The organism is Microbacterium sp. ZW T6_19 (genome assembly GCF_044987465.1).
Lineage (GTDB): Bacteria > Actinomycetota > Actinomycetes > Actinomycetales > Microbacteriaceae > Microbacterium > Microbacterium natoriense_A.
In genome coordinates, this window is record NZ_JBJDRH010000004.1 from 343788 (window position 1) to 362179 (window position 18392).

Genomic DNA, 18392 nt, shown 5'->3' on the forward strand with positions numbered 1-18392 from the left:
GCGACTCTACTCGGCAGAGTAGGCTAAGGAAGCCATGCTCGAACTCGATCTCTCCGCCGACATCCAGGCCCTGCGACTCACCTACGGTGACATCCGCGAGGTCATCGATGTCGAGACGCTCCGTTCCGATATCGCCCGACTGAGTGAAGAGGCCGGTGCCCCAGATCTCTGGGATGACACCGAGCGGGCGCAGAAGGTGACCAGCGCGCTGAGCCACCGGCAGTCGGCGCTCGCGCGCGTCACGGCCATCGGAAGCCGTCTCGACGACCTCGAGGTCCTCGTCGAACTCGCCAACGAGATGGGCGACGAGGAGTCGGCGACCGAAGCACGTGCCGAGCTCGCCGCTCTCACCGACATCATCAGCCAGCTCGAGGTGCAGACGCTGCTCGACGGCGAATACGACGAGCGCAGCGCGATCATCACGATCCGTTCGGGGGCCGGAGGCGACGACGCCACCGACTTCGCCGAGATGCTCATGCGCATGTACCTGCGCTGGGCTGAGCGCCACAAGTACCCGGTGAAGGTCATGGACACGTCCTACGCCGAAGGAGCCGGCATCAAGTCGGCCACGTTCGAGATCGACGCCCCTTATGCGTTCGGGACCATCTCGGTCGAGGCGGGCACGCACCGCCTCGCGCGCATCAGCCCCTTCGGCTCAGCCGACAAGCGTCAGACCTCGTTCGCCGCGGTCGAGGTCATCCCGCTCATGGAGGAAGCGACCGAGGTCGACATCCCCGAGAGCGACATCCGCGTCGACGTGTTCCGCTCCTCTGGCCCTGGTGGCCAGTCGGTCAACACGACCGACTCTGCCGTGCGCCTCACGCACCTTCCGACCGGCATCGTAGTGTCGATGCAGAACGAGAAGTCGCAGATCCAGAACCGTGCGGCGGCCATGCGCGTGCTGCAGACCCGCCTTCTGCTGCTGCAGAAGGAACAGGAAGCCGCGAAGAAGAAGGAGCTCGCCGGCAACATCACGGCGAGCTGGGGCGACCAGATGCGCTCGTACTTCCTCTACGGCCAGCAGCTCGTCAAAGACCTGCGCACCGGGCACGAGTCCGGTAACCCGATGGCCGTCTTCGACGGTGATCTCGACGGCTTCATCTCGGCCGGCATCCGCTGGCGCAAGCGCAAAGAAGAGGACTGATCGGCCCGGGGAGTCGAACCGCTGCCGCGACGCTCTGAGCGTGCCGGCGACAACGGAATCAGCCCGGTTGCAGGACACCTCTCGGTGACCCAGCAACCGGGCTGATTCGCTTCGGCCGAGCGGAGGCTCAGCTCATCGTCACTGAGCCATCGCGCACGTGGCGAGGTTGTCGGTGAAGACCTCGAGGAATGCCGAGGCGGCCTCGTAGTCCTCGAACACGCCCGTGCCTTGTGCGATCTTGCGCAGGGTCTCGTCGTCGAGGTCGGAGTCGTAGAAGGCCTGTGCGAAGCATGTCATCTGCGCGTCGGTGTAGTCCTCGGGGCTGCTTCCGGACTCCTCCATGACAGCGACGAGACCCACCTTGAGCTCATCGACGGTCGGGCGGCCCAGCGATGCGGAACCGTCATCGGTCGGCTCATCGGTCGGCTCGTCGCTCGGAGTGTCCTCGGCGCTGCTCGACGGCGGCGATGACGGCAGGTCGTCGATCGCGCTGTTGATGGCCATGGCGGCGAAGAAGACGATCGCGACGATGAATGCGATGACGATGCCGATCACACCCACGATGAGTCCGGTGATTCCCGGCCACTTGCGGCCCTTCAGGAACAGCGAGACCACGGAGATCACGAGCCCCGCGAGCAGCACGACCCAGCCGATCACCATCACGGGCGTGACGGGGATGCAGGAGAGGATGACGCCGAGGACGGCCAGACCGAGGCCGACCAGACCCAGGATCGAGATCGACGCCGGCGCGCTGGGGGCCGTGCCATAAGGAGCGGCGCCCGCCGCAGCATAGCCGGGCGCTCCGCCCTGCGAACCGGGGGCTGCAGCAGGATACGCGGGTGCCTGGGGCACGCCGGCGTACGTCGGAGCGGCCTCGGGGTAGCCCGCCGAGGGCGCGTAGCCCGGTGCCGGTGCGGCATACGGGGGAAGCCCGCCGGTTACCGGCGGAGTCTGCTCACCGGCGCCCGGTGCTTCGAACTGCTGAGTGGGCTGCTCGGCGGGGGCGTCGAACGGGATCGTCGGCTGCTCCTGAGCGGGCGCCCACGCGTCGGTAGTCGGCTGCTCACCGTATGACAGGTTCTCGGGCACCGGAGGGACTTCGGGGACCTCGGAGGCTGCAACCGGAGCGGCGTCTTCGGAAGGCACGGAGGGGGCGGCCTCGATGACCCGCTCTTCGGCGGGCGCGAACGGATTCGACTCGGCGGTCTCGACGGAAGGCGTCTCGGCGACAGGGGCCTCGGGCTCGGCGACCGGTGCGAAATGCTCCGTCCACTGGGTGCCGTCCCACCAGCGCTGTCGGCCGGACCCGTCGTCGTACCAGCCAGCAGGTGTCGTCATGATGTGCATCCCCCTCGGAATCGGTCCCCGCGCGATCGCGCGGATCAGCAGTTCATGTATAGCAGTGACCGTCGACGCAAGGCAGGTGTGCGGGGTGTCGCTCGCGGGCAGGGGAGAGGTGGAGCTTAGGCTCGTACCGCCATGATTCGGTTCGAGAACGTCACGAAACGCTATCGCGGGACCACCAGGCCCGCTCTGTCCGGCGTCGACTTCGAAGTCCAGCGGGGAGAGTTCGTCTTCCTCGTCGGTGCATCGGGGTCGGGCAAGTCGACCTGTCTGCGACTGATCCTCCGCGAGGAGGTGCCGACGTCCGGACGCGTCGCCGTGCTCGGTCGAGATCTGCGTTCCCTCGCCAATCGCAAGGTGCCCTATTTCCGGCGCCACATCGGCTCGGTCTTCCAGGACTTCCGCCTGCTGCCGTCGAAGACGGTGTTCCAGAACGTGGCCTTCACACTGCAGGTCACTGGCTCGTCGCGCGGATTCATCCAGCAGGCGGTGCCCGAGGCTCTCGCTCTCGTCGGTCTCGACGGAAAGCAGAAGCGGATGCCGCATGAGCTCTCCGGCGGTGAGCAGCAGCGCGTGGCGATCGCCCGCGCGCTGGTCAATCGCCCGCAGGTGCTGCTCGCCGACGAGCCCACCGGCAACCTCGACCCCGGAACCTCGGTCGACATCATGCAGCTGCTCGCCCGTATCAACGCCGGAGGAACGACCGTGCTGATGGCTACGCACGAGGCGGCGTTCGTCGACGCGATGCAGCGCCGCGTCATCGAACTGCGCGACGGGGAGATGGTGCGCGACGAAGTGCACGGCGGATACGGCGACACCTCGAACATCCCGCGGTTGGTGCCGGAAGAGGTGCGAGGAGCCGCGGCCGCGGCAGCCCTCACCGCCGTCCAGGAGGTTCAGCGCCAGACCGCCGACCTCTCTGTCGTGCGGGCATCACTCGCCGAGGAGCTCAGCGCGCAGCGCAAGGCCGCGGCTGCCACCTCCGACGCGGTGCCGACGGCATCCGAGACTCCCGAAGCGCAGGCGGCTCCGGCCGAGCCGCAACCGGCTGCTGAGGTCGAGCAGCCTGCAGCCGTGGGCCCGCGCACGCACCCGATCATGCTTCCGCAGGTCGATGTCGCCGAGCTCGGCGTCGCCGACCGACTGGGCCTCTCCGACGACAGCGACGAAGTGGGGCCGACCTCATGAGAATCGGTCTGATCCTCGCGGAGGCCCTCGGCGGCCTTCGACGCAACATCTCGATGGTGATCTCGGTCGTGCTGGTCACCTTCGTGTCGCTGACGTTCGTGGGCGCGGCCATCCTGATGCAGGCGCAGATCGGCACGATGCGGGCCTACTGGTCCGAGCGCGCTCAGGTCGTCGTCTCGATGTGCTCCACTCTGTCCGAGTCGACCGAGTGCGTCGACGGCGCGGCCTCGGAGGAGCAGACGGCGGCGGTCAAGGCTCAGCTCGAGGACGACGCGCTCTCCCGGCTGATCTCTGACGTGCGCTTCGAGACCAAGGACGAGGCCTACGCCAACATCGTCGAGCAGCTCGGAGAAGACAAGGCGAGCCTGTTCAGCGCAGAGCAGATGTCGGAGAGCTTCTACGTGACTCTCAAGGACCCGGCGCAGTCGCAGGTGCTGGTCGAGGCGTTCAACGGGAAGACCGGCGTCGAGCAGGTGACCGATCAGTTGCAATACCTCGAACCTCTGTTCTCAGCGCTCACGGTTGCGACCTATATCGCGGTCGGCATAGCCGTGCTGATGCTGATCGCAGCGATCCTGCTGATCGGCACGACCATCAGACTGTCGGCGTACGCGAGACGCAAGGAGATCGGCATCATGCGGCTGGTCGGCGCCTCCAACCGCTTCATCCAGACGCCGTTCGTCCTCGAAGGAGTGTTCGCGGCCTTCCTCGGCTCGGTGCTCGCGAGCGCCGCGGTGCTCGCCGGGGTGCATTTCGGGGTCGACGGCTACCTCCGCGGCCGCGTCGCGTTCATCACGACATGGGTGGGGATGAAGGACGCGGCGATCGTCGTGCCGGTGCTGATCGGCATCGGGATCGTGCTCGCCGCGCTCTCGGCCGGCTTCGCGATCCGCCGATGGCTGCGCACCTGAGGTAGGCTGGTCGGCTGGCCGCCGACGATCATGGCCGGCCACCGACACGGAGAGCAGGAGCATCATGCCCAGGGAACGCGGGGAGAAGGTCGTCGCGACCAATCGTCGCGCACGTCACGACTACAACATCGAGAAGTCGTACGAGGCGGGGATGGTGCTCACCGGCACCGAGGTCAAGTCGCTGCGCCAAGGGCGCGCCAATCTGAGCGACGGATACGCCTTCATCAAGGGCAACGAGGTGTTCCTCGACTCCGTGCACATTCCGGAGTACTCGCAGGGCCACTGGACCAATCACTCCGCCAAGCGCATCCGCAAGCTGCTGCTGCATCGCGAGGAGATCGCGAAGCTGCAGCATGCCGTCTCTGCCGGGGGCTACACGCTCGTCCCGCTCAAGCTGTACTTCTCCGACGGCCGGGCCAAGGTCGAGATCGCCCTCGCGAAGGGCAAGCGCGAGTTCGACAAGCGTCAGACGCTCCGCGAGCGCCAGGACACTCGTGAGGCCGAGCGCGCCATGCGGATGCGCAACCGCACCGGGGAGTAGCCCCCAGACAGACTCAGGGACCCGGATTCAGGGCGCTCTGAAGGAACGCGATCTCGCGATCCAACGCATCGACGATGGTCTCGGCGCGGCGGAACCCGTGTCCCTCCGCCGGGTATTCGACGTACTCGTGGGCGACGCCGTGCGCGGCCAGGGCATCGCGGATCGCCTCGGACTGCGAGGGAGGAACCACGCGGTCGTCGGCGCCCTGCAGAAGCAGCACCGGCACGTCGATGCGATCGGCGTTCGTGAGGGGCGAGCGGTCGATATAGAGCGATTCGGATGCCGGCAACGGGCCCACCAGTCCCTCGATGTAGTGCGCTTCGAAGTCGTGCGAGTGCTCGACGAGGCCGCGCAGATCGGTCACGCCGTACCTGCTGATCCCCGCGGCGAACGTGCCTCCCCGCACCAGGGCCGACAGAACCGTCCAGCCGCCGGCCGAACTGCCGCGGATGGCGATGCGCGCGGGGTCGGCGTGCCCGGCGTCCGCAAGGCCTCGTGCGGCGGCGATCACGTCGTCGACGTCGACGACGCCCCACTCGCCGAGCAGCCGCTCGCGATAGGCGCGGCCGTAGCCGGTGGAGCCGCCGTAGTTCACGTCGAGCACCCCGATTCCGCGGCTGGTGTAGAAGGCGATGGCGGTGGACGCCGCGCCTGTGACGTGCGCGGTGGGCCCGCCGTGCACGAAGACGACGTACGGCGGGAGCTCGTCGGACGGCGGCTCGACGTGGGGATTCGCGGGGGGATAGGCGAAGGCGTGCACGGGACCATGCTCGCCGTCGACGACGATCCCGCGCGCGGGTGGCATCCAGGCCGCGTCGACCGGCGTCCCGCCGGCGATCGTGGTCACGACACCGGTGTCCGCGTCTGCGCACCACACGCCTGGTGAGACGGTCGAACCGTTGCCGCTGAGCAGCACGCGCGATCCCTCAGCTGCGTCGACGCTCACGTGGCCGTCGCAGGGCGCGTCCAGAGTGCGCGGCGCGCCCTCGGGTGAGATCACGACGACCTCGTCGCGCCCGTTCGTGCGCACCGCGACGATCCGTCCGTCGGACAGCGGCTGGTACCAGCGGTTGCCCAGCACCCACAGTCCGTAACCGGTGTCGGCATCCGTCGTGGTGACGGGCACGGCCTCGCTCACCGGGGCCGACCGTTCCAGCCGCAGGCGGTGCAGTTGCCACCGGCCGTCCGGATCGTCTGCGAAGAGCAGCTCGTCGTCGCCGATCCACTCCGGCTGCAGCGCCGCTCTGGTGCGTATCGGAGCGAGACTCTGGTCGTCGAGATCGACGGTCACCAGCTGCGCCTCCTGCCACGGCATCCGGCTGCCGCTCCACTCGACCCAGGCCATGCGGCTGCCGTCGGGGGAGAGGGCGGGATGCGCGAAGAAGACTGTGCCTTCCACGATCACCTGGATCGCCGAGGGATCATCGGCCGCGGAGCCGTCGGACGGGATCTCGACGATCGCGCGCAGGTGGGGATCGACGGAGAGATCCTCGCGCACGGCGAACAGACGCCCGCGCTGCAGGCGGAGGCCTCCGTGCGCGGGACCCGCGGGCGTGAGGGGCACCGGCTCGACGCCGGGCTCGAGGCGGTGCACCCGCTGATCGCGGGCGTCGACGAAGAACAGCGTGCCGTCGGCGTCGGCCGCCCAGGATCCGCCACCGTACTCGTGCACGCGGGAACGGGCGCTCCAGGGAGCGGGCAGCACTTCTCGTCCCGAGGTGCTCCGCACGGTCATCCGCCCGCCCTCGGCAGGCACGGACTCGCCCCACCAGATCTCCTCGCCGACGAAGGCCGATCCGTCGATGCGAGGGACGGATGCCGCGACCGACGCGGCGGTGAAGGGCGAGGGCCAGAACCCGAACGGCGTCGACATGACCTCGAGCCTATTGCGACGATGACACACGACGTCACAGTTGATGCGGAGCGCGGAGGATTGCCATAGGTTTCTGGAAACGCCCGGTTCACCCTGAGCGTGGAGCGACAGCCGAGCCCGGCACCCGCCCGCGAAAGAGACGCAGAAGCGCGTCGTTCGCGGCCCTGTGCCCGCCCTGTCCCCTGGAGTAGAAGATGTCTTCCGAGACGACGAAGCCCTCTGCAGATCAGACCAGCAGAGTGCCGTTCTCGTTCGAGCTGTACCCGCCGCGCTCCGAGTCGAGCCAGACGGCGCTGCACGAGACGGTGCGACGGCTCGCCGCCGCAGGGCCGGACTTCATCTCGGTGACCTACGGCGCCGGCGGCTCGACCGGCGGGCGCTCGCTCGAAGTTCTGCGATTCATCCGCGAGCACACCGACGTCGAGCCGCTCGCGCACATCACCTGCGTCGGCAACACCTATGCGGGTGCGGCGGGCCTCATCAGGGAGTTCCTGGATGCCGGAATCCTCAGCTTCCTCGCGCTGCGCGGCGACCCGCCTGTCGGCCACGACGAACCGTTCCTCGGCGACCTCGAGAGCGCGGCGCAGCTCGTGCAGCTGATCGATCGCGTGCAGGCGGAACGGTCACCCTACGAGGAGTCGCCCGTCCCGGGGTTCCCGGGAGCAGCGACGGTGGGTGCCCGGCGGAAGGCGTCCGTCGCCGTGGCGGCCTTCCCGAACGGGCATCCGCGGTCGACCCATCGCTGGCAGGACATCGACGCCCTGCTCGCGAAGCAGGCGGCGGGTGCGACGTCGGCGATCACACAGCTGTTCTTCCACTCCGACGACTACCTGAGCTTCGTCGAGAAGGCGCGCGCCGAGGGGGTCACCATCCCGATCCTCCCCGGCATCATGCCGATCGTGTCGCCCGTGCGCCTCACCCGCGTGCTGGAGCTGACGGGCGAGACCCTGCCGAGCGAACTCGCCATCGCGCTCGATGTCGAGCCGACGCCGGAGGGGCGCCATGAGATCGGCGTCGAGTGGGCGGCCCGTCTCGCCCGCGAGGTGATCGCGGGCGGTGCCCCCGGCATCCACCTGTATGCGTTCAACCAGCACGACACCGTGCTCACCGTTCTCGAAGAGGCCGGCGTCCTGCCGGTCGCTCGCATCCGCTGACCCCGCTGAACCCCCATCGAAAGGCTCCACCATGTCCGGATTCCCTGAGGGCACCATCCTCGGCTACCCCCGCATCGGCCGACGCCGCGAGCTCAAGAAGGCCGTCGAGGCGTTCTGGGCCGGTCGCTCCGACCTCGCCCAGCTCGAGGCGACCGCCGCGGAACTCCGAGCCGCGACCCGCGAACGGCTCGCCTCGCTCGGTCTCGGCCGCGCCGACTCCGCCATCCCCGAGTCGTTCTCTTTCTACGACCAGGTGCTCGACGCCGCAGTCGCCGTCGGTGCGATCCCCGCACGCTTCGAAGACCTCCGCGCGGCGGACGGCACGATCGGGCTTCCCGCCTACTTCACGATCGCGCGCGGTGAGGGCGATCGCGCTCCGCTCGAGATGACGAAGTGGTTCGACTCGAACTATCACTACCTGGTGCCCGAGATCGGGCCGGACACGAGCTTCTCGCTCTCCGACGACCGTCTCGTGCGCGACGTCGCCGAGGGCGTCGCCGCCGGCTTCGTGACGCGTCCTGTGATCGTCGGACCCGTCACGCTCCTCGCGCTGGCGAAGGCGGCGGACGGCGCGCCCGATGACTTCGACCCGCTTTCCCGCCTCGACGACCTTCTGCCCGTCTACGTCGAACTCCTCGCGGCCCTGAAGGATGCGGGAGCGGAGTGGGTGCAGCTCGACGAACCGGCGCTCGTGAGCGAGTCGCTGCCCGCGTCCGTCGCCCAACTGGCGGATGCTGCGGCCCGCGCGCTGGCTGTGCTCGGTGGCTCGTCCGACCGTCCCTCGATCCTGGTCGCAGCTCCCTACGCCGACCTCGGCGAGGTGTTCCCGGTGCTCGCCGCCGCCCCGATCGAGGCGATCGGGGTGGACCTCGTCCGCGGTGGAGTGCCCGCGGAGGCCCCGGGCCTCGAAGGCAAGGCCCTCGTCGGGGGAGCGATCGACGGGCACAACATCTGGCGCGGCGATCTCGCTGCGGCGGCCGACAAGCTCGAGGCGCTGGGCGGACTCGGTGCGGCATCCGTCTCGGCATCCACCTCCACCTCGCTGCTGCACGTGCCGCATGACGTCGACGACGAGACGAAGCTCGACGCGCGCCTGGTCTCGTGGCTCGCGTTCGCCGACCAGAAGGTCGCGCAGGTCGTGACCCTCGCTCGCGGCCTCGCCGAAGGACGCAGCGCGATCGCGGCCGAGCTCGACGCGGCATCCGCCGCCCTGGCCGACCGACTGTCGGCCCCGGGCGTGCGCGACGGCGCCGTGCGCGATCGCGCCCTCACCGACGCCGACTTCTCGCGTGCGTCCTACGAGGAGCGCGAAGCGGCCCAGGAGGCGCTCGGCCTGCCCGCCCTGCCGCTCACCACGATCGGATCGTTCCCGCAGACCGGTGACATCCGCCAGGCACGCGCCCGCTTCACGAAGGGCGAGATCCCCGTGGAGGACTACGAGGAGTTCCTGCGCCGTGAAGTCGCCAGCGTCGTCTCACTGCAGGAGGATCTCGGTCTCGACGTCCTCGTGCACGGCGAGCCGGAGCGCAACGACATGGTGCAGTACTTCGCCGAGAACCTCGATGGCTTCGACGTCACCGAGAACGGCTGGGTGCAGTCCTACGGTTCCCGCGCGACGCGTCCGTCCATCCTCTGGGGCGACGTCTCGCGTCCGGCGCCCATCACGGTGGGCTGGTCCACGTACGCGCAGTCACTGACCACCGCGCACATGAAGGGCATGCTCACGGGCCCCGTGACGATCCTCGCCTGGTCGTTCGTCCGCGACGACCAGCCGCTCGCCGAGACGGCCAACCAGGTCGCGCTCGCGCTGCGCGATGAGATCGCCGACCTCGAGGCCGCGGGCATCGCGATCATCCAGGTCGACGAGCCCGCGCTGCGCGAGCTGCTCCCGCTCAAGAAGGCGGACCAGCCCGAGTACCTGCAGTGGTCGGTGGACTCGTTCCGTCTCGCCACGGGTGGAGCCGCCTCAGGCACGCAGGTGCACACGCACCTCTGCTACTCGGAGTTCGGGGTCGTGATCGACGCGATCCGGGCGCTCGACGCCGACGTCACCTCGATCGAGGCGGCACGCAGCCGTATGGAGGTCGTCGCGGACGTCGCCGAGGCGGGCTTCGACCACGGCATCGGGCCCGGCGTGTACGACATCCACTCGCCGCGGGTGCCGAGCGTCGAAGAGGTCGAGGCGCTCCTGCGCCGGGCCGTCGACGAGATCCCGCTGCGTCAGCTCTGGGTGAACCCCGATTGCGGTCTGAAGACCCGCGGCTACGACGAGACGGTCGCGTCGCTGCGCAACATCGTCGAGGCGACCCGTCGCGTCCGGGAGGACGTCTCGGTCGCCGTCTGATCGAGGATCGTCGGTCCGCAGCAGTGCCGGGAGCCCGCCGAGAACGGATGCCGGCGCCGCCCGCGAACAGCAGAAGCCCCCTTCACCTGTGAAGGGGGCTTCTGCGCGTCGGAGACCGTTCAGACGGCGCGGAGCACCGCCACGACCTTGCCGAGGATCGTCGATTCGTCGCCGAGGATCGGTTCGAAAGCGGAGTTCCGGGGGAGCAGCCAGGTGTGACCGTCACGACGGCGGAGGACCTTGACTGTGGCCTCGCCGTCGAGCATGGCGGCGACGATCTCGCCGTTCTCGGCCGTGTGCTGGGTGCGGACGACGACCCAGTCGCCGTCGCAGATCGCCGCGTCGATCATGGACTCGCCTGACACCTTGAGCATGAACAGGTCGCCCTTGCCTACCAGCTGGCGGGGGAGCGGGAAGATCTCCTCGACCTGCTGATCGGCCGTGATCGGGACTCCGGCTGCGATGCGTCCGACGAGCGGCACCAGGGCGGCATCGCCCACCGGGGTCGCGACGTCGGCGGGGTTCTCGCCGCTCGTGCCTGGCAGATCGATCAGCACCTCCATGGCACGGGTCTTTCCAGGGTCGCGGCGCAGGTAGCCGCTGAGCTCGAGCTGGCCGAGCTGATGGGTGACGCTCGACAGCGACTTGAGGCCGACGGCGTCGCCGATCTCGCGCATGCTCGGCGGATAGCCGTGCCGGCTGATCGAGTTCTGGATCACCTCGAGGATCGCCATCTGCTTGGGGCTCAGGCTCTTTCGGCGACGGGTGCGCGGCGCCTCGGGCTCAGGTGCGGAGTTGTCGCTCATCGTGCTCCTTAGATGCGTGATTCCGGGGCCGCAGTTCGAATGTCGGTGGTCCGTGATGTGGTGTCCGTATCGAAACCGTATCCGAGAAACGGGCCGATCTGGAAGATCTGTTCGAGCGTGTCGGCAGATTCTCGAACCAGGTTTCGAAGAACGCTTGACAGATGTTCGAATTCGAATATAGATTCGGAACGTAGCTTCGCATCCACGGCTCCCGGCCGAGTCCTGAATGCGAACGCTACGCCAACTTCCCCCTCAGGGGGCTTCCCGCAGGGAAGCGACAAGAAGGAGCACGACATGAGCACCATCGCCTTCGGCACCGCGGCAGTTCTTCCGGCACGTCCGGCGACGCGCCTGCGAGTGACGGCGCGTGGTCGCCGTGTGCTCCTGGCCCTCGCGTCGATCCCTCTCGCCGCTGGTATCGCATTCGGCGTCCTCAGCGGCGGCAGCGCTCTGGCCTCGAACGACGCGGTCTCCACGGCGACGTTCGAGACCGTCACGGTCGTGCCCGGTGACTCGCTCTGGTCGATCGCCTCGAAGGTCGCTCCGAATGAGGACCCGCGCGGCGTCATGGACGAGATCAGCGACCTCAACATGCTCGAGGGTTCGACCCTGCAGGTCGGTGACGAGCTCGCGATCCCTGCTCGGTACACGAGCTGACCATCGATGTACGCGAACTGACCATCGTTCGGTTCTGGGAGCGTCCTTCGGCAGGCTCAGGAACCCAAGGGGCGAAGTGTGTCACCTGGCTCGGTTGCATAGCCGGTGCGTTCTAGCATGGGAAGGGTGACCGCTTCTCTTGACGACCTGCCGCTTCGCGACGACCTCCGGGGGCTGACGCCTTACGGTGCACCTCAGGCTCCCCTCCCGATCGCGCTCAACGTCAACGAGAACACCCATCCGGTGCCGGATGCCGTCGCCAGCGACATCCTCGACGACATCGCGGTCGCGATCCGCGACGTGAACCGCTACCCCGACCGGGAGTTCACGACGCTGCGTGAGGCGTTCGCGTCGTACCTCGGGCACGGTCTGACCTCCGAGCAGATCTGGGCGGGCAACGGATCGAATGAGGTGCTGCAGCACATCCTGCAGGCCTTCGGCGGCCCTGGGCGCACCGCGTTCAGTTTCGCGCCCACCTATTCGATGTATCCGCTGATCGCTCAGGGGACAGGTGCCCGCTGGGTGGCCGGCACCCGCGAGCCGGACTACACGATCACCCCGGACGACGCCGCGGCGCAGGTGCGCGACGCGGATCCCGACGTGATCCTGTTGTGCTCGCCGAACAATCCGACCGGCACGCCGCTTGGGCTCGACGTGGTCGAGGCGGTGTACGACGCGGCTCGTGGCATCGTGATCGTGGACGAGGCTTATCAGGAGTTCGCGCCGCGGGATGCGGCATCCGCCCTCAGCCTGCTCGAGGGGCGTCCGCGCCTCGCCGTCTCGCGGACCATGAGCAAGGCCTTCGCCTTCGCGGGCGCCCGAGTCGGCTATCTCGCCGCCGACCCCGCGTTCATCGACGCACTGAGGCTGGTGCGTCTGCCGTACCACCTGAGTGCGCTCACGCAGGCCGCTGCCGTCGCCGCTCTGCGCAACGCCGACGTGATGCTGGGGATGGTCGACGAGATCGTCGAGCAGCGCGACCGCATCTCGGCCACGCTCGAGGCGCTCGGCTACACCCCCCACGAGTCCTGGTCGAACTTCGTCCTGTTCGGTGGCGTGTCCGATCCGAAGGCGACCTGGCAGGGGCTGTACGACCAGGGCGTGCTCATCCGCGACGTCGGGATCCCCGGGCACCTCCGCGTCACCGCGGGAACCGAGGCGGAGACCACGGCGTTCCTGGACGCTCTCGCCTCGATAGGATCGGCTTCATGAGCACCCCCGCGCCTCGCACCTCTCGTCGTGTCCGCAGCACGTCCGAGTCGACCGTCGAACTCGAGTTGAACCTCGACGGGACGGGCGTCAGTCACATCGACACCTCCGTGCCGTTCTTCGATCACATGCTCACGGCGTTCGCGAAGCACTCGCTCACCGACCTCACCGTGCGCGCATCCGGCGACACCGACATCGACGCGCACCACACGGTCGAGGACGTCTCGATCGTGCTCGGCCAGGCGATCCGCGAGGCACTCGGCGACAAGTCGGGCATCTCGCGGTACGGCGACGCTCTCGTGCCTCTCGACGAGGCTCTCGCTCAGGCTGTCGTCGACATCTCGGGGCGTCCCTACCTCGTGCACGAAGGCGAGCCGACGGGCTTCGAGTTCCACCTCATCGGCGGCCACTTCACCGGCGCGCTCGTGCGTCACTCTTTCGAAGCCATCACCTTCAACGCCGGTCTCACTGTGCACGTGCGCGTTCTCGGCGGCCGTGACCCGCATCACATCGCGGAAGCGGAGTACAAGGCGTTCGCACGTGCGTTCCGCCAGGCGAAGGCGCTCGATCCACTGGTCGACGGCATCCCGTCGACCAAGGGCGCACTGTGAGCACTGCACCGAGAGTCGCCGTCTTCGACTACGAATCCGGCAACGTGCACTCCGCGGTCAAAGCTCTCGTCGCCGCCGGTGCGGATGCCGTGCTCACGCGAGACAAGAAGCTCACGCTCGAGGCCGATGGTCTCGTCGTGCCCGGCGTCGGCGCCTTCCAGGCCGTCCGCGACGCCCTGTACGCGCACGGCGGTGACGAGATCATCGACCGTCGACTCGCGGGCGGGCGACCGGTGCTCGGCATCTGCGTGGGCATGCAGGTGCTCTTCGCCCACGGGGTCGAGCGGGGTCGTGACACGGAGGGTCTCGGCGAGTGGCCGGGTGCGGTCACCGAGCTCAACGCCCCCGTCCTCCCGCACATGGGCTGGAACACGGTCGAGCCCGGCGATGACAGCGTGCTGTTCCGGGGCATCGAAGACGAGCGCTTCTACTTCGTGCACTCCTATGCCGCGCAGTCGTGGGAGCTCGACGTGATCCCGCCGTTCCCGCAGCCCGTGCTCACGTGGACGACGTATGGCGACCCCTTCCTCGCGGCGGTCGAGAACGGACCGCTGTCGGCCACGCAGTTCCACCCGGAGAAGTCGGGGGACGCCGGCATCCAGCTGCTGCGCAACTGGGTCGGAAGCCTCTGATTCCGGTGTTCGACGTCACGCATTTGGGTGAGCGTCGATCGCAGGGGTACCCTCGTTTCTCGTGCCCGCCATGGGCGCCTTCTCACCACTCAAGGACGTCATGAACGACTTCGCACAGTCCCCTTCGCTCACTCTGCTCCCCGCGGTCGACGTCGCCGGCGGCAAGGCCGTCCGTCTCACGCAGGGCGAGGCCGGAAGCGAGACCAGCTATGGCGACCCGCTGGACGCCGCGGGGGAGTGGGTCGCGCAGGGTGCGCAGTGGATCCACCTCGTCGACCTCGACGCGGCCTTCGGACGCGGCAGCAACGCGCCGATCCTGCGCAAGGTCATCAAGCAGTTCAAGAACGTGAACGTCGAACTCTCCGGCGGCATCCGTGACGACGCCACCCTCGAGGCGGCGCTCGAGAGCGGGGCGACCCGCATCAACCTCGGCACGGCCGCGTTGGAGAACCCGGAGTGGGCAGCCGACGTGATCGGCCGCTACGGCGAGGCGATCGCGGTCGGCCTCGACGTGCGCGGCACGACGCTCGCCGCTCGGGGCTGGACCAAGGACGGCGGCGACCTCTGGGAGGTCCTGGCCAGGCTCGAGGATGCCGGCTGCAGCCGCTACGTCGTCACCGACGTCACGAAGGACGGAACGCTGCGCGGCCCGAACCTCGAGCTTCTGCGCGAGATGACGTCGCGCACTCCGAAGCCCGTCGTGGCTTCCGGCGGCATCGCCAACCTCGATGACATCGTCGCTCTTCGCGAGCTCGTGCCCCTCGGCGTCGAAGGCGCGATCGTCGGCAAGGCTCTCTACGCCGGCGCGTTCACGCTGGCCGAGGCGCTGGATGTCGCAGGAGACTGACCCCCACTCCTGCGGACCGGAGTCGCACGGCCACGGCATCCCGGCAGGTCAGGGCGAAGCCGGCGATTCGGCGCCTCCAGGCGGAGCCGGCGATTCGGCAGGCGTCCCGTGGGAGGGGCGCAGCTTCGAGTCGAACCCGCATGCCGGGGATGACGGATCGGCTGATCCCGCTCTGCTCGACGCCCTGCTGAGGTTCCGGTCGGGTGAGGGGTCGCAGGCCGAGGTCGTCGACGCCTTCCGCTCGGCGCGCGTCCTCATCCCTCTCGTCGCCGAGAAGGGCGACGAAGGCGTCGGGCCCACCGGGCTTGTCGTCGACAAGACCCAGGAATTGTCGATCGTGACCGTCGCCGCTCCTGACGGGCGTCGCGTTCAGCCTGTCTTCTCCTCTGTGCAGGCGATGCAGAGGTGGGATGCGACCGCGCGGCCGATTCCGGTAGAAGCGGTGCGTGCGGCTCTAGCGGCCTCGGCGGAGGACACCGACCTGATCGTTCTGGATCCGACCTCTGAGACCGAGTTCGTGCTCCGCCGTCCTGCCGTCTGGGCAGTCGCCCAGGGGCAGGCGTGGGAGCCGAGCTTCCTGTCGCCCGAGGTGTTCCAGGCTCTCCAGGCCAGTGTGGCGCACGAGCTGGCTGTGATCGACGTGGCGGTCGACGCGGGAGACCCCGATGCGCGTCTGCGCGGCCCCGAGCTCGTGGTGATCCTCGAGCTCGTCGACGGCCTTGAAAAAGATGTGCTGGATGCGGTCCTGCAGCGCCTCGCGCAACGCTGGGCGGCAGACGACCGCATCGCCGTGCTCGCCGACTCCCTGACCGTGAAGTTGCGCCGCTCCGCCTGAACGATGCGGTGCCCACGCGGAGCATGAGTCGTGCGCCTCACCGCGTTTCGTCTCGCTCGCTGCGCTCTCTCGCTCAACGACCGGCAGTGTGCGAACAGCGAGACAACGGCTTGATGAGCCCCGCTGCTGGTCGCCCAGGACTAGTCGGTTCGCACCCATGCCCTTCAGCCGAAGTCAACGGTGACGCGAGGGCGCAGGGTCGGAAGGCGCAGGGATTCGCTCCTCAGGCAAATCGGGAGGGGCCCGCGAAGCGGGAGGGTCCCCGCTCTTTGCCTGAGGAGCGAATCCCGGAGCCTGGAGGACCGGAGCCCGAAGGCGGTCAGCTCAGTTGACCGGCCCGGTCCACTTCTCGCCCGGCCCCTTGCCGATCGGGTCGGGGATGCTCGACGCCTCGCGGAACGCGAGCTGCAGCGACCGGAGCCCGTCGCGCAGAGACCTCGCGTGCATGTCGCTGATCTCCGGCGCGCCGGCGGTGATGAGGCCGGCCAGAGCGTTGATGAGCTTGCGAGCCTCGTCGAGGTCGAGCTGCGCTGCGGCATCCGGGTCGTCCGCGAGCCCGAGCTTGACCGCGGCTGCGCTCATGAGATGCACGGCGGCGGTGGTGATGACCTCCACAGCGGGCACGTCCGCGATGTCCCGCGTGGCGGAGGAAGCCGCCTCCTCCTGCCGCGCCCAGCGCTCTTCGCGCTCGCGTGCAGCCTCGTCCGATGCCTGGTTCGTCACTTCGCCTTGCCTTCTGTTAGACTGTGTCGGGCTCCGGAGCGTCATGCTCCGGTACGAAAGAGGATTCACTTCCCACCCGCGCTTGCCGTTCAAGGCTACCGGGTCTAGCACTCCACCGGATCGCATCGAGAGATGCCCCCGGTTGTCTGGGTGCAGAGCCGGCGTCTGAATGCCGGTGGGTGGGGGACGACTCCGATTTCGCCCGGGATGCCGACAGCATCCTGGTGGCCGAAACCATCGTCTAAGGAGTCACGCATCAGCGATCCCCGCACCAATGAGCGCATCCGCGTCCCCGAGGTCCGCCTCGTCGGCCCCGCGGGTGAGCAGATCGGCGTCGTCCGCATCGAGGCGGCGCTGCGCCTTGCGCAGGAAGCCGACCTCGACCTCGTCGAGGTCGCACCCAACTCGAAGCCGCCCGTGGTCAAGATCATGGACTACGGCAAGTTCAAGTACGAAGCCGCCCAGAAGGAGAAGGAAGCTCGCCGCAACCAGGCGAACACCATCCTCAAGGAGGTCCGCTTCCGCCTGAAGATCGAGGCGCACGACTACACGACGAAGCTCAAGCGTGCCGAGGGCTTCCTCAAGGCCGGCGACAAGGTGAAGGCGATGATCCTGTTCCGCGGACGCGAGCAGTCGCGCCCCGAGCAGGGTGTCCGCCTTCTCCGCAAGTTCGCAGAGGACGTCGCCGAGCTCGGAACGGTCGAGTCGAACCCGACCATCGACGGTCGCAACATGGTGATGATCGTGGCTCCGCTGAAGAGCAAGTCCGAGGCCAAGCAGGAGCAGAACGCCGTTCGCGATGCGCAGCGCGCCGCGAACAAGCAGGCTGCTCGCGAAGCCAAGAGCGACACCGACGAGCCGGCCGCGGCCGCAGCGGAGTAACTCCCGCCCCCAGACTCCCGCACCGCGGGTTGACACCGTCGCCTGAAAAGGCGCCATACGAAGGAAGAGAAGATGCCGAAGCAGAAGACCCACTCGGGTGCTAAGAAGCGCTTCAAGATCACCGGCAGCGGCAAGCTGAAGAAGCAGCAGGCCGGAATGCGCCACAACCTCGAGCACAAGTCGAGCCGTCGTACCCGTCGCCTCAACCAGGACCAGGTGCTGTCGAAGGCTGACACCAAGGTCGCCAAGAAGCTTCTCGGTCGCTGAGCGCCCGAACGCACGAATAGGAACACAGGAAAATGGCAAGAGTCAAGCGGGCGGTAAACGCTCACAAGAAGCGTCGGGTCATCCTCGAGCGCGCCTCCGGCTACCGCGGTCAGCGTTCGCGCCTCTACCGCAAGGCCAAAGAGCAGGTCATCCACTCCCTGGTCTACTCGTACCGGGACCGTCGCAAGCGCAAGGGCGACTTCCGCCGTCTCTGGATCCAGCGCATCAACGCCGCTGCCCGCCAGAACGGCATGACCTACAACCGCTTCATCCAGGGCCTGGGCCTCGCGGGTGTCACGGTCGACCGTCGTATGCTCGCTGACCTCGCGGTCAACGACGCCGCCACCTTCACCACGCTGGTGGAGACGGCGAAGAAGGCCCTGCCTTCCGACGTCAACGCGCCGAAGTCGGCTGCGTAAGCACC

The 18392-nt window shown here is 68.2% G+C and carries 19 protein-coding genes; 15 read left to right on the forward strand and 4 right to left on the reverse strand.

Features of this window, described 5'->3' with window-relative positions; genetic code table 11:
• Window positions 1–34: 34 nt before the first annotated feature.
• Window positions 35–1144 carry a peptide chain release factor 2 gene (prfB, locus tag ACI3KT_RS08665; protein ID WP_292909267.1) on the forward strand — a complete coding sequence of 370 codons (1110 nt, stop codon included), beginning with the start codon at window positions 35–37 and terminating at the stop codon, window positions 1142–1144.
• 138 nt (window positions 1145–1282) lie between these two features.
• Here the strand turns inward: prfB and ACI3KT_RS08670 are convergent, their stop codons facing one another.
• A complete protein-coding gene (locus tag ACI3KT_RS08670) occupies window positions 1283–2482 on the reverse strand; it encodes a DUF2510 domain-containing protein (protein WP_404903632.1) in 1200 nt (399 codons plus the stop codon).
• Between the two features lie 141 nt (window positions 2483–2623).
• Here ACI3KT_RS08670 and ftsE point away from each other — a divergent pair, with 141 nt between their 5' ends.
• The 3 genes from ftsE (at window position 2624) to smpB (ending at window position 5128) form a co-directional block, all read left to right on the forward strand.
• A complete protein-coding gene (gene ftsE / locus ACI3KT_RS08675) occupies window positions 2624–3676 on the forward strand; it encodes a cell division ATP-binding protein FtsE (RefSeq protein WP_404903634.1) in 1053 nt (350 codons plus the stop codon).
• Window positions 3673–4587, forward strand: coding sequence for a permease-like cell division protein FtsX (gene ftsX, locus ACI3KT_RS08680; protein WP_292909275.1), 915 nt, complete (start codon window positions 3673–3675; stop codon window positions 4585–4587). Before ftsE ends, ftsX begins: the two co-directional genes overlap by 4 nt.
• 64 nt (window positions 4588–4651) lie before the next feature.
• Window positions 4652–5128: an SsrA-binding protein SmpB gene (smpB, locus tag ACI3KT_RS08685; protein ID WP_292909277.1), complete on the forward strand. Its 477-nt coding sequence runs from the start codon at window positions 4652–4654 to the stop codon at window positions 5126–5128.
• A gap of 13 nt (window positions 5129–5141) precedes the next feature.
• Here smpB and ACI3KT_RS08690 read toward each other — a convergent pair whose 3' ends face one another.
• On the reverse strand, window positions 5142–7001 hold the full coding sequence (locus ACI3KT_RS08690) for a S9 family peptidase (protein ID WP_404903636.1): 1860 nt from the start codon (window positions 6999–7001) through the stop codon (window positions 5142–5144).
• A 194-nt stretch (window positions 7002–7195) separates the two neighbouring features.
• Between ACI3KT_RS08690 and ACI3KT_RS08695 the strand changes: the two genes are divergently transcribed.
• The gene (locus tag ACI3KT_RS08695) at window positions 7196–8155 is read left to right on the forward strand and encodes a methylenetetrahydrofolate reductase (protein WP_292909281.1); all 960 of its coding nucleotides are present in this window, start codon (window positions 7196–7198) and stop codon (window positions 8153–8155) included.
• Window positions 8156–8186: 31 nt separating this feature from the next.
• A complete protein-coding gene (gene metE / locus ACI3KT_RS08700) occupies window positions 8187–10499 on the forward strand; it encodes a 5-methyltetrahydropteroyltriglutamate--homocysteine S-methyltransferase (RefSeq protein WP_404903638.1) in 2313 nt (770 codons plus the stop codon).
• A 119-nt stretch (window positions 10500–10618) separates the two neighbouring features.
• On the opposite strand, the gene lexA is transcribed toward metE, so the two are convergent.
• A complete protein-coding gene (lexA, locus tag ACI3KT_RS08705) occupies window positions 10619–11305 on the reverse strand; it encodes a transcriptional repressor LexA (protein WP_292909285.1) in 687 nt (228 codons plus the stop codon).
• Window positions 11306–11599: 294 nt separating this feature from the next.
• Between lexA and ACI3KT_RS08710 the strand changes: the two genes are divergently transcribed.
• From ACI3KT_RS08710 to ACI3KT_RS08735, 6 genes are all read left to right on the forward strand, one after another.
• Window positions 11600–11962, forward strand: coding sequence for a LysM peptidoglycan-binding domain-containing protein (locus ACI3KT_RS08710; RefSeq protein ID WP_404903640.1), 363 nt, complete (start codon window positions 11600–11602; stop codon window positions 11960–11962).
• Window positions 11963–12079: 117 nt separating this feature from the next.
• Entirely contained in the window at window positions 12080–13174 is a 1095-nt protein-coding gene (locus ACI3KT_RS08715; protein ID WP_307298027.1) for a histidinol-phosphate transaminase, read from the forward strand.
• Window positions 13171–13782, forward strand: coding sequence for an imidazoleglycerol-phosphate dehydratase HisB (gene hisB, locus ACI3KT_RS08720; protein ID WP_292909288.1), 612 nt, complete (start codon window positions 13171–13173; stop codon window positions 13780–13782). The genes ACI3KT_RS08715 and hisB overlap by 4 nt, the downstream gene beginning before the upstream one ends.
• Window positions 13779–14414 carry an imidazole glycerol phosphate synthase subunit HisH gene (hisH, locus tag ACI3KT_RS08725; protein WP_404903642.1) on the forward strand — a complete coding sequence of 212 codons (636 nt, stop codon included), beginning with the start codon at window positions 13779–13781 and terminating at the stop codon, window positions 14412–14414. The genes hisB and hisH overlap by 4 nt, the downstream gene beginning before the upstream one ends.
• Window positions 14415–14514: 100 nt before the next feature.
• Window positions 14515–15261 carry a bifunctional 1-(5-phosphoribosyl)-5-((5-phosphoribosylamino)methylideneamino)imidazole-4-carboxamide isomerase/phosphoribosylanthranilate isomerase PriA gene (priA, locus tag ACI3KT_RS08730; protein WP_292909290.1) on the forward strand — a complete coding sequence of 249 codons (747 nt, stop codon included), beginning with the start codon at window positions 14515–14517 and terminating at the stop codon, window positions 15259–15261.
• Complete coding sequence (locus tag ACI3KT_RS08735) at window positions 15245–16096, forward strand: SseB family protein (RefSeq protein WP_404903644.1); 852 nt, start codon at window positions 15245–15247, stop codon at window positions 16094–16096. Before priA ends, ACI3KT_RS08735 begins: the two co-directional genes overlap by 17 nt.
• 324 nt (window positions 16097–16420) lie before the next feature.
• On the opposite strand, the gene ACI3KT_RS08740 is transcribed toward ACI3KT_RS08735, so the two are convergent.
• Window positions 16421–16819 (reverse strand): DUF1844 domain-containing protein, encoded by a 399-nt coding sequence (locus ACI3KT_RS08740; protein WP_047524328.1) that lies wholly within the window; start codon window positions 16817–16819, stop codon window positions 16421–16423.
• A 207-nt stretch (window positions 16820–17026) separates the two neighbouring features.
• On the opposite strand from ACI3KT_RS08740, the gene infC reads away from it, so the two are divergent.
• The 3 genes from infC (at window position 17027) to rplT (ending at window position 18387) form a co-directional block, all read left to right on the forward strand.
• Window positions 17027–17701, forward strand: coding sequence for a translation initiation factor IF-3 (gene infC, locus ACI3KT_RS08745; RefSeq protein WP_292909295.1), 675 nt, complete (start codon window positions 17027–17029; stop codon window positions 17699–17701).
• Between the two features lie 72 nt (window positions 17702–17773).
• Window positions 17774–17968, forward strand: a complete 195-nt coding sequence (gene rpmI / locus ACI3KT_RS08750; protein ID WP_017828564.1) for a 50S ribosomal protein L35 — start codon at window positions 17774–17776, stop codon at window positions 17966–17968.
• Between the two features lie 32 nt (window positions 17969–18000).
• Window positions 18001–18387 carry a 50S ribosomal protein L20 gene (gene rplT / locus ACI3KT_RS08755; protein ID WP_017202428.1) on the forward strand — a complete coding sequence of 129 codons (387 nt, stop codon included), beginning with the start codon at window positions 18001–18003 and terminating at the stop codon, window positions 18385–18387.
• The last annotated feature ends 5 nt before the right edge of the window (window positions 18388–18392 follow it).

What these genes read in the sequence shown, in the direction of transcription:
- ftsE (WP_404903634.1), top strand. Translation starts at nt 2,624, where the DNA reads ATGATTCGGTTCGAGAACGTCACGAAACGCTATCGCGGGACCACCAGG.
- infC (WP_292909295.1), top strand. Translation starts at nt 17,027, where the DNA reads ATGCCGACAGCATCCTGGTGGCCGAAACCATCGTCTAAGGAGTCACGC.
- lexA (WP_292909285.1), bottom strand. Translation starts at nt 11,305, where the DNA reads ATGAGCGACAACTCCGCACCTGAGCCCGAGGCGCCGCGCACCCGTCGC.
- ACI3KT_RS08715 (WP_307298027.1), top strand. Translation starts at nt 12,080, where the DNA reads ATGGGAAGGGTGACCGCTTCTCTTGACGACCTGCCGCTTCGCGACGAC.
- smpB (WP_292909277.1), top strand. Translation starts at nt 4,652, where the DNA reads ATGCCCAGGGAACGCGGGGAGAAGGTCGTCGCGACCAATCGTCGCGCA.
- ACI3KT_RS08670 (WP_404903632.1), bottom strand. Translation starts at nt 2,482, where the DNA reads ATGACGACACCTGCTGGCTGGTACGACGACGGGTCCGGCCGACAGCGC.
- ACI3KT_RS08690 (WP_404903636.1), bottom strand. Translation starts at nt 7,001, where the DNA reads ATGTCGACGCCGTTCGGGTTCTGGCCCTCGCCCTTCACCGCCGCGTCG.
- rplT (WP_017202428.1), top strand. Translation starts at nt 18,001, where the DNA reads ATGGCAAGAGTCAAGCGGGCGGTAAACGCTCACAAGAAGCGTCGGGTC.
- rpmI (WP_017828564.1), top strand. Translation starts at nt 17,774, where the DNA reads ATGCCGAAGCAGAAGACCCACTCGGGTGCTAAGAAGCGCTTCAAGATC.
- metE (WP_404903638.1), top strand. Translation starts at nt 8,187, where the DNA reads ATGTCCGGATTCCCTGAGGGCACCATCCTCGGCTACCCCCGCATCGGC.
- ACI3KT_RS08710 (WP_404903640.1), top strand. Translation starts at nt 11,600, where the DNA reads ATGAGCACCATCGCCTTCGGCACCGCGGCAGTTCTTCCGGCACGTCCG.
- ACI3KT_RS08735 (WP_404903644.1), top strand. Translation starts at nt 15,245, where the DNA reads ATGTCGCAGGAGACTGACCCCCACTCCTGCGGACCGGAGTCGCACGGC.
- hisB (WP_292909288.1), top strand. Translation starts at nt 13,171, where the DNA reads ATGAGCACCCCCGCGCCTCGCACCTCTCGTCGTGTCCGCAGCACGTCC.
- priA (WP_292909290.1), top strand. Translation starts at nt 14,515, where the DNA reads ATGAACGACTTCGCACAGTCCCCTTCGCTCACTCTGCTCCCCGCGGTC.
- prfB (WP_292909267.1), top strand. Translation starts at nt 35, where the DNA reads ATGCTCGAACTCGATCTCTCCGCCGACATCCAGGCCCTGCGACTCACC.
- ftsX (WP_292909275.1), top strand. Translation starts at nt 3,673, where the DNA reads ATGAGAATCGGTCTGATCCTCGCGGAGGCCCTCGGCGGCCTTCGACGC.
- ACI3KT_RS08695 (WP_292909281.1), top strand. Translation starts at nt 7,196, where the DNA reads ATGTCTTCCGAGACGACGAAGCCCTCTGCAGATCAGACCAGCAGAGTG.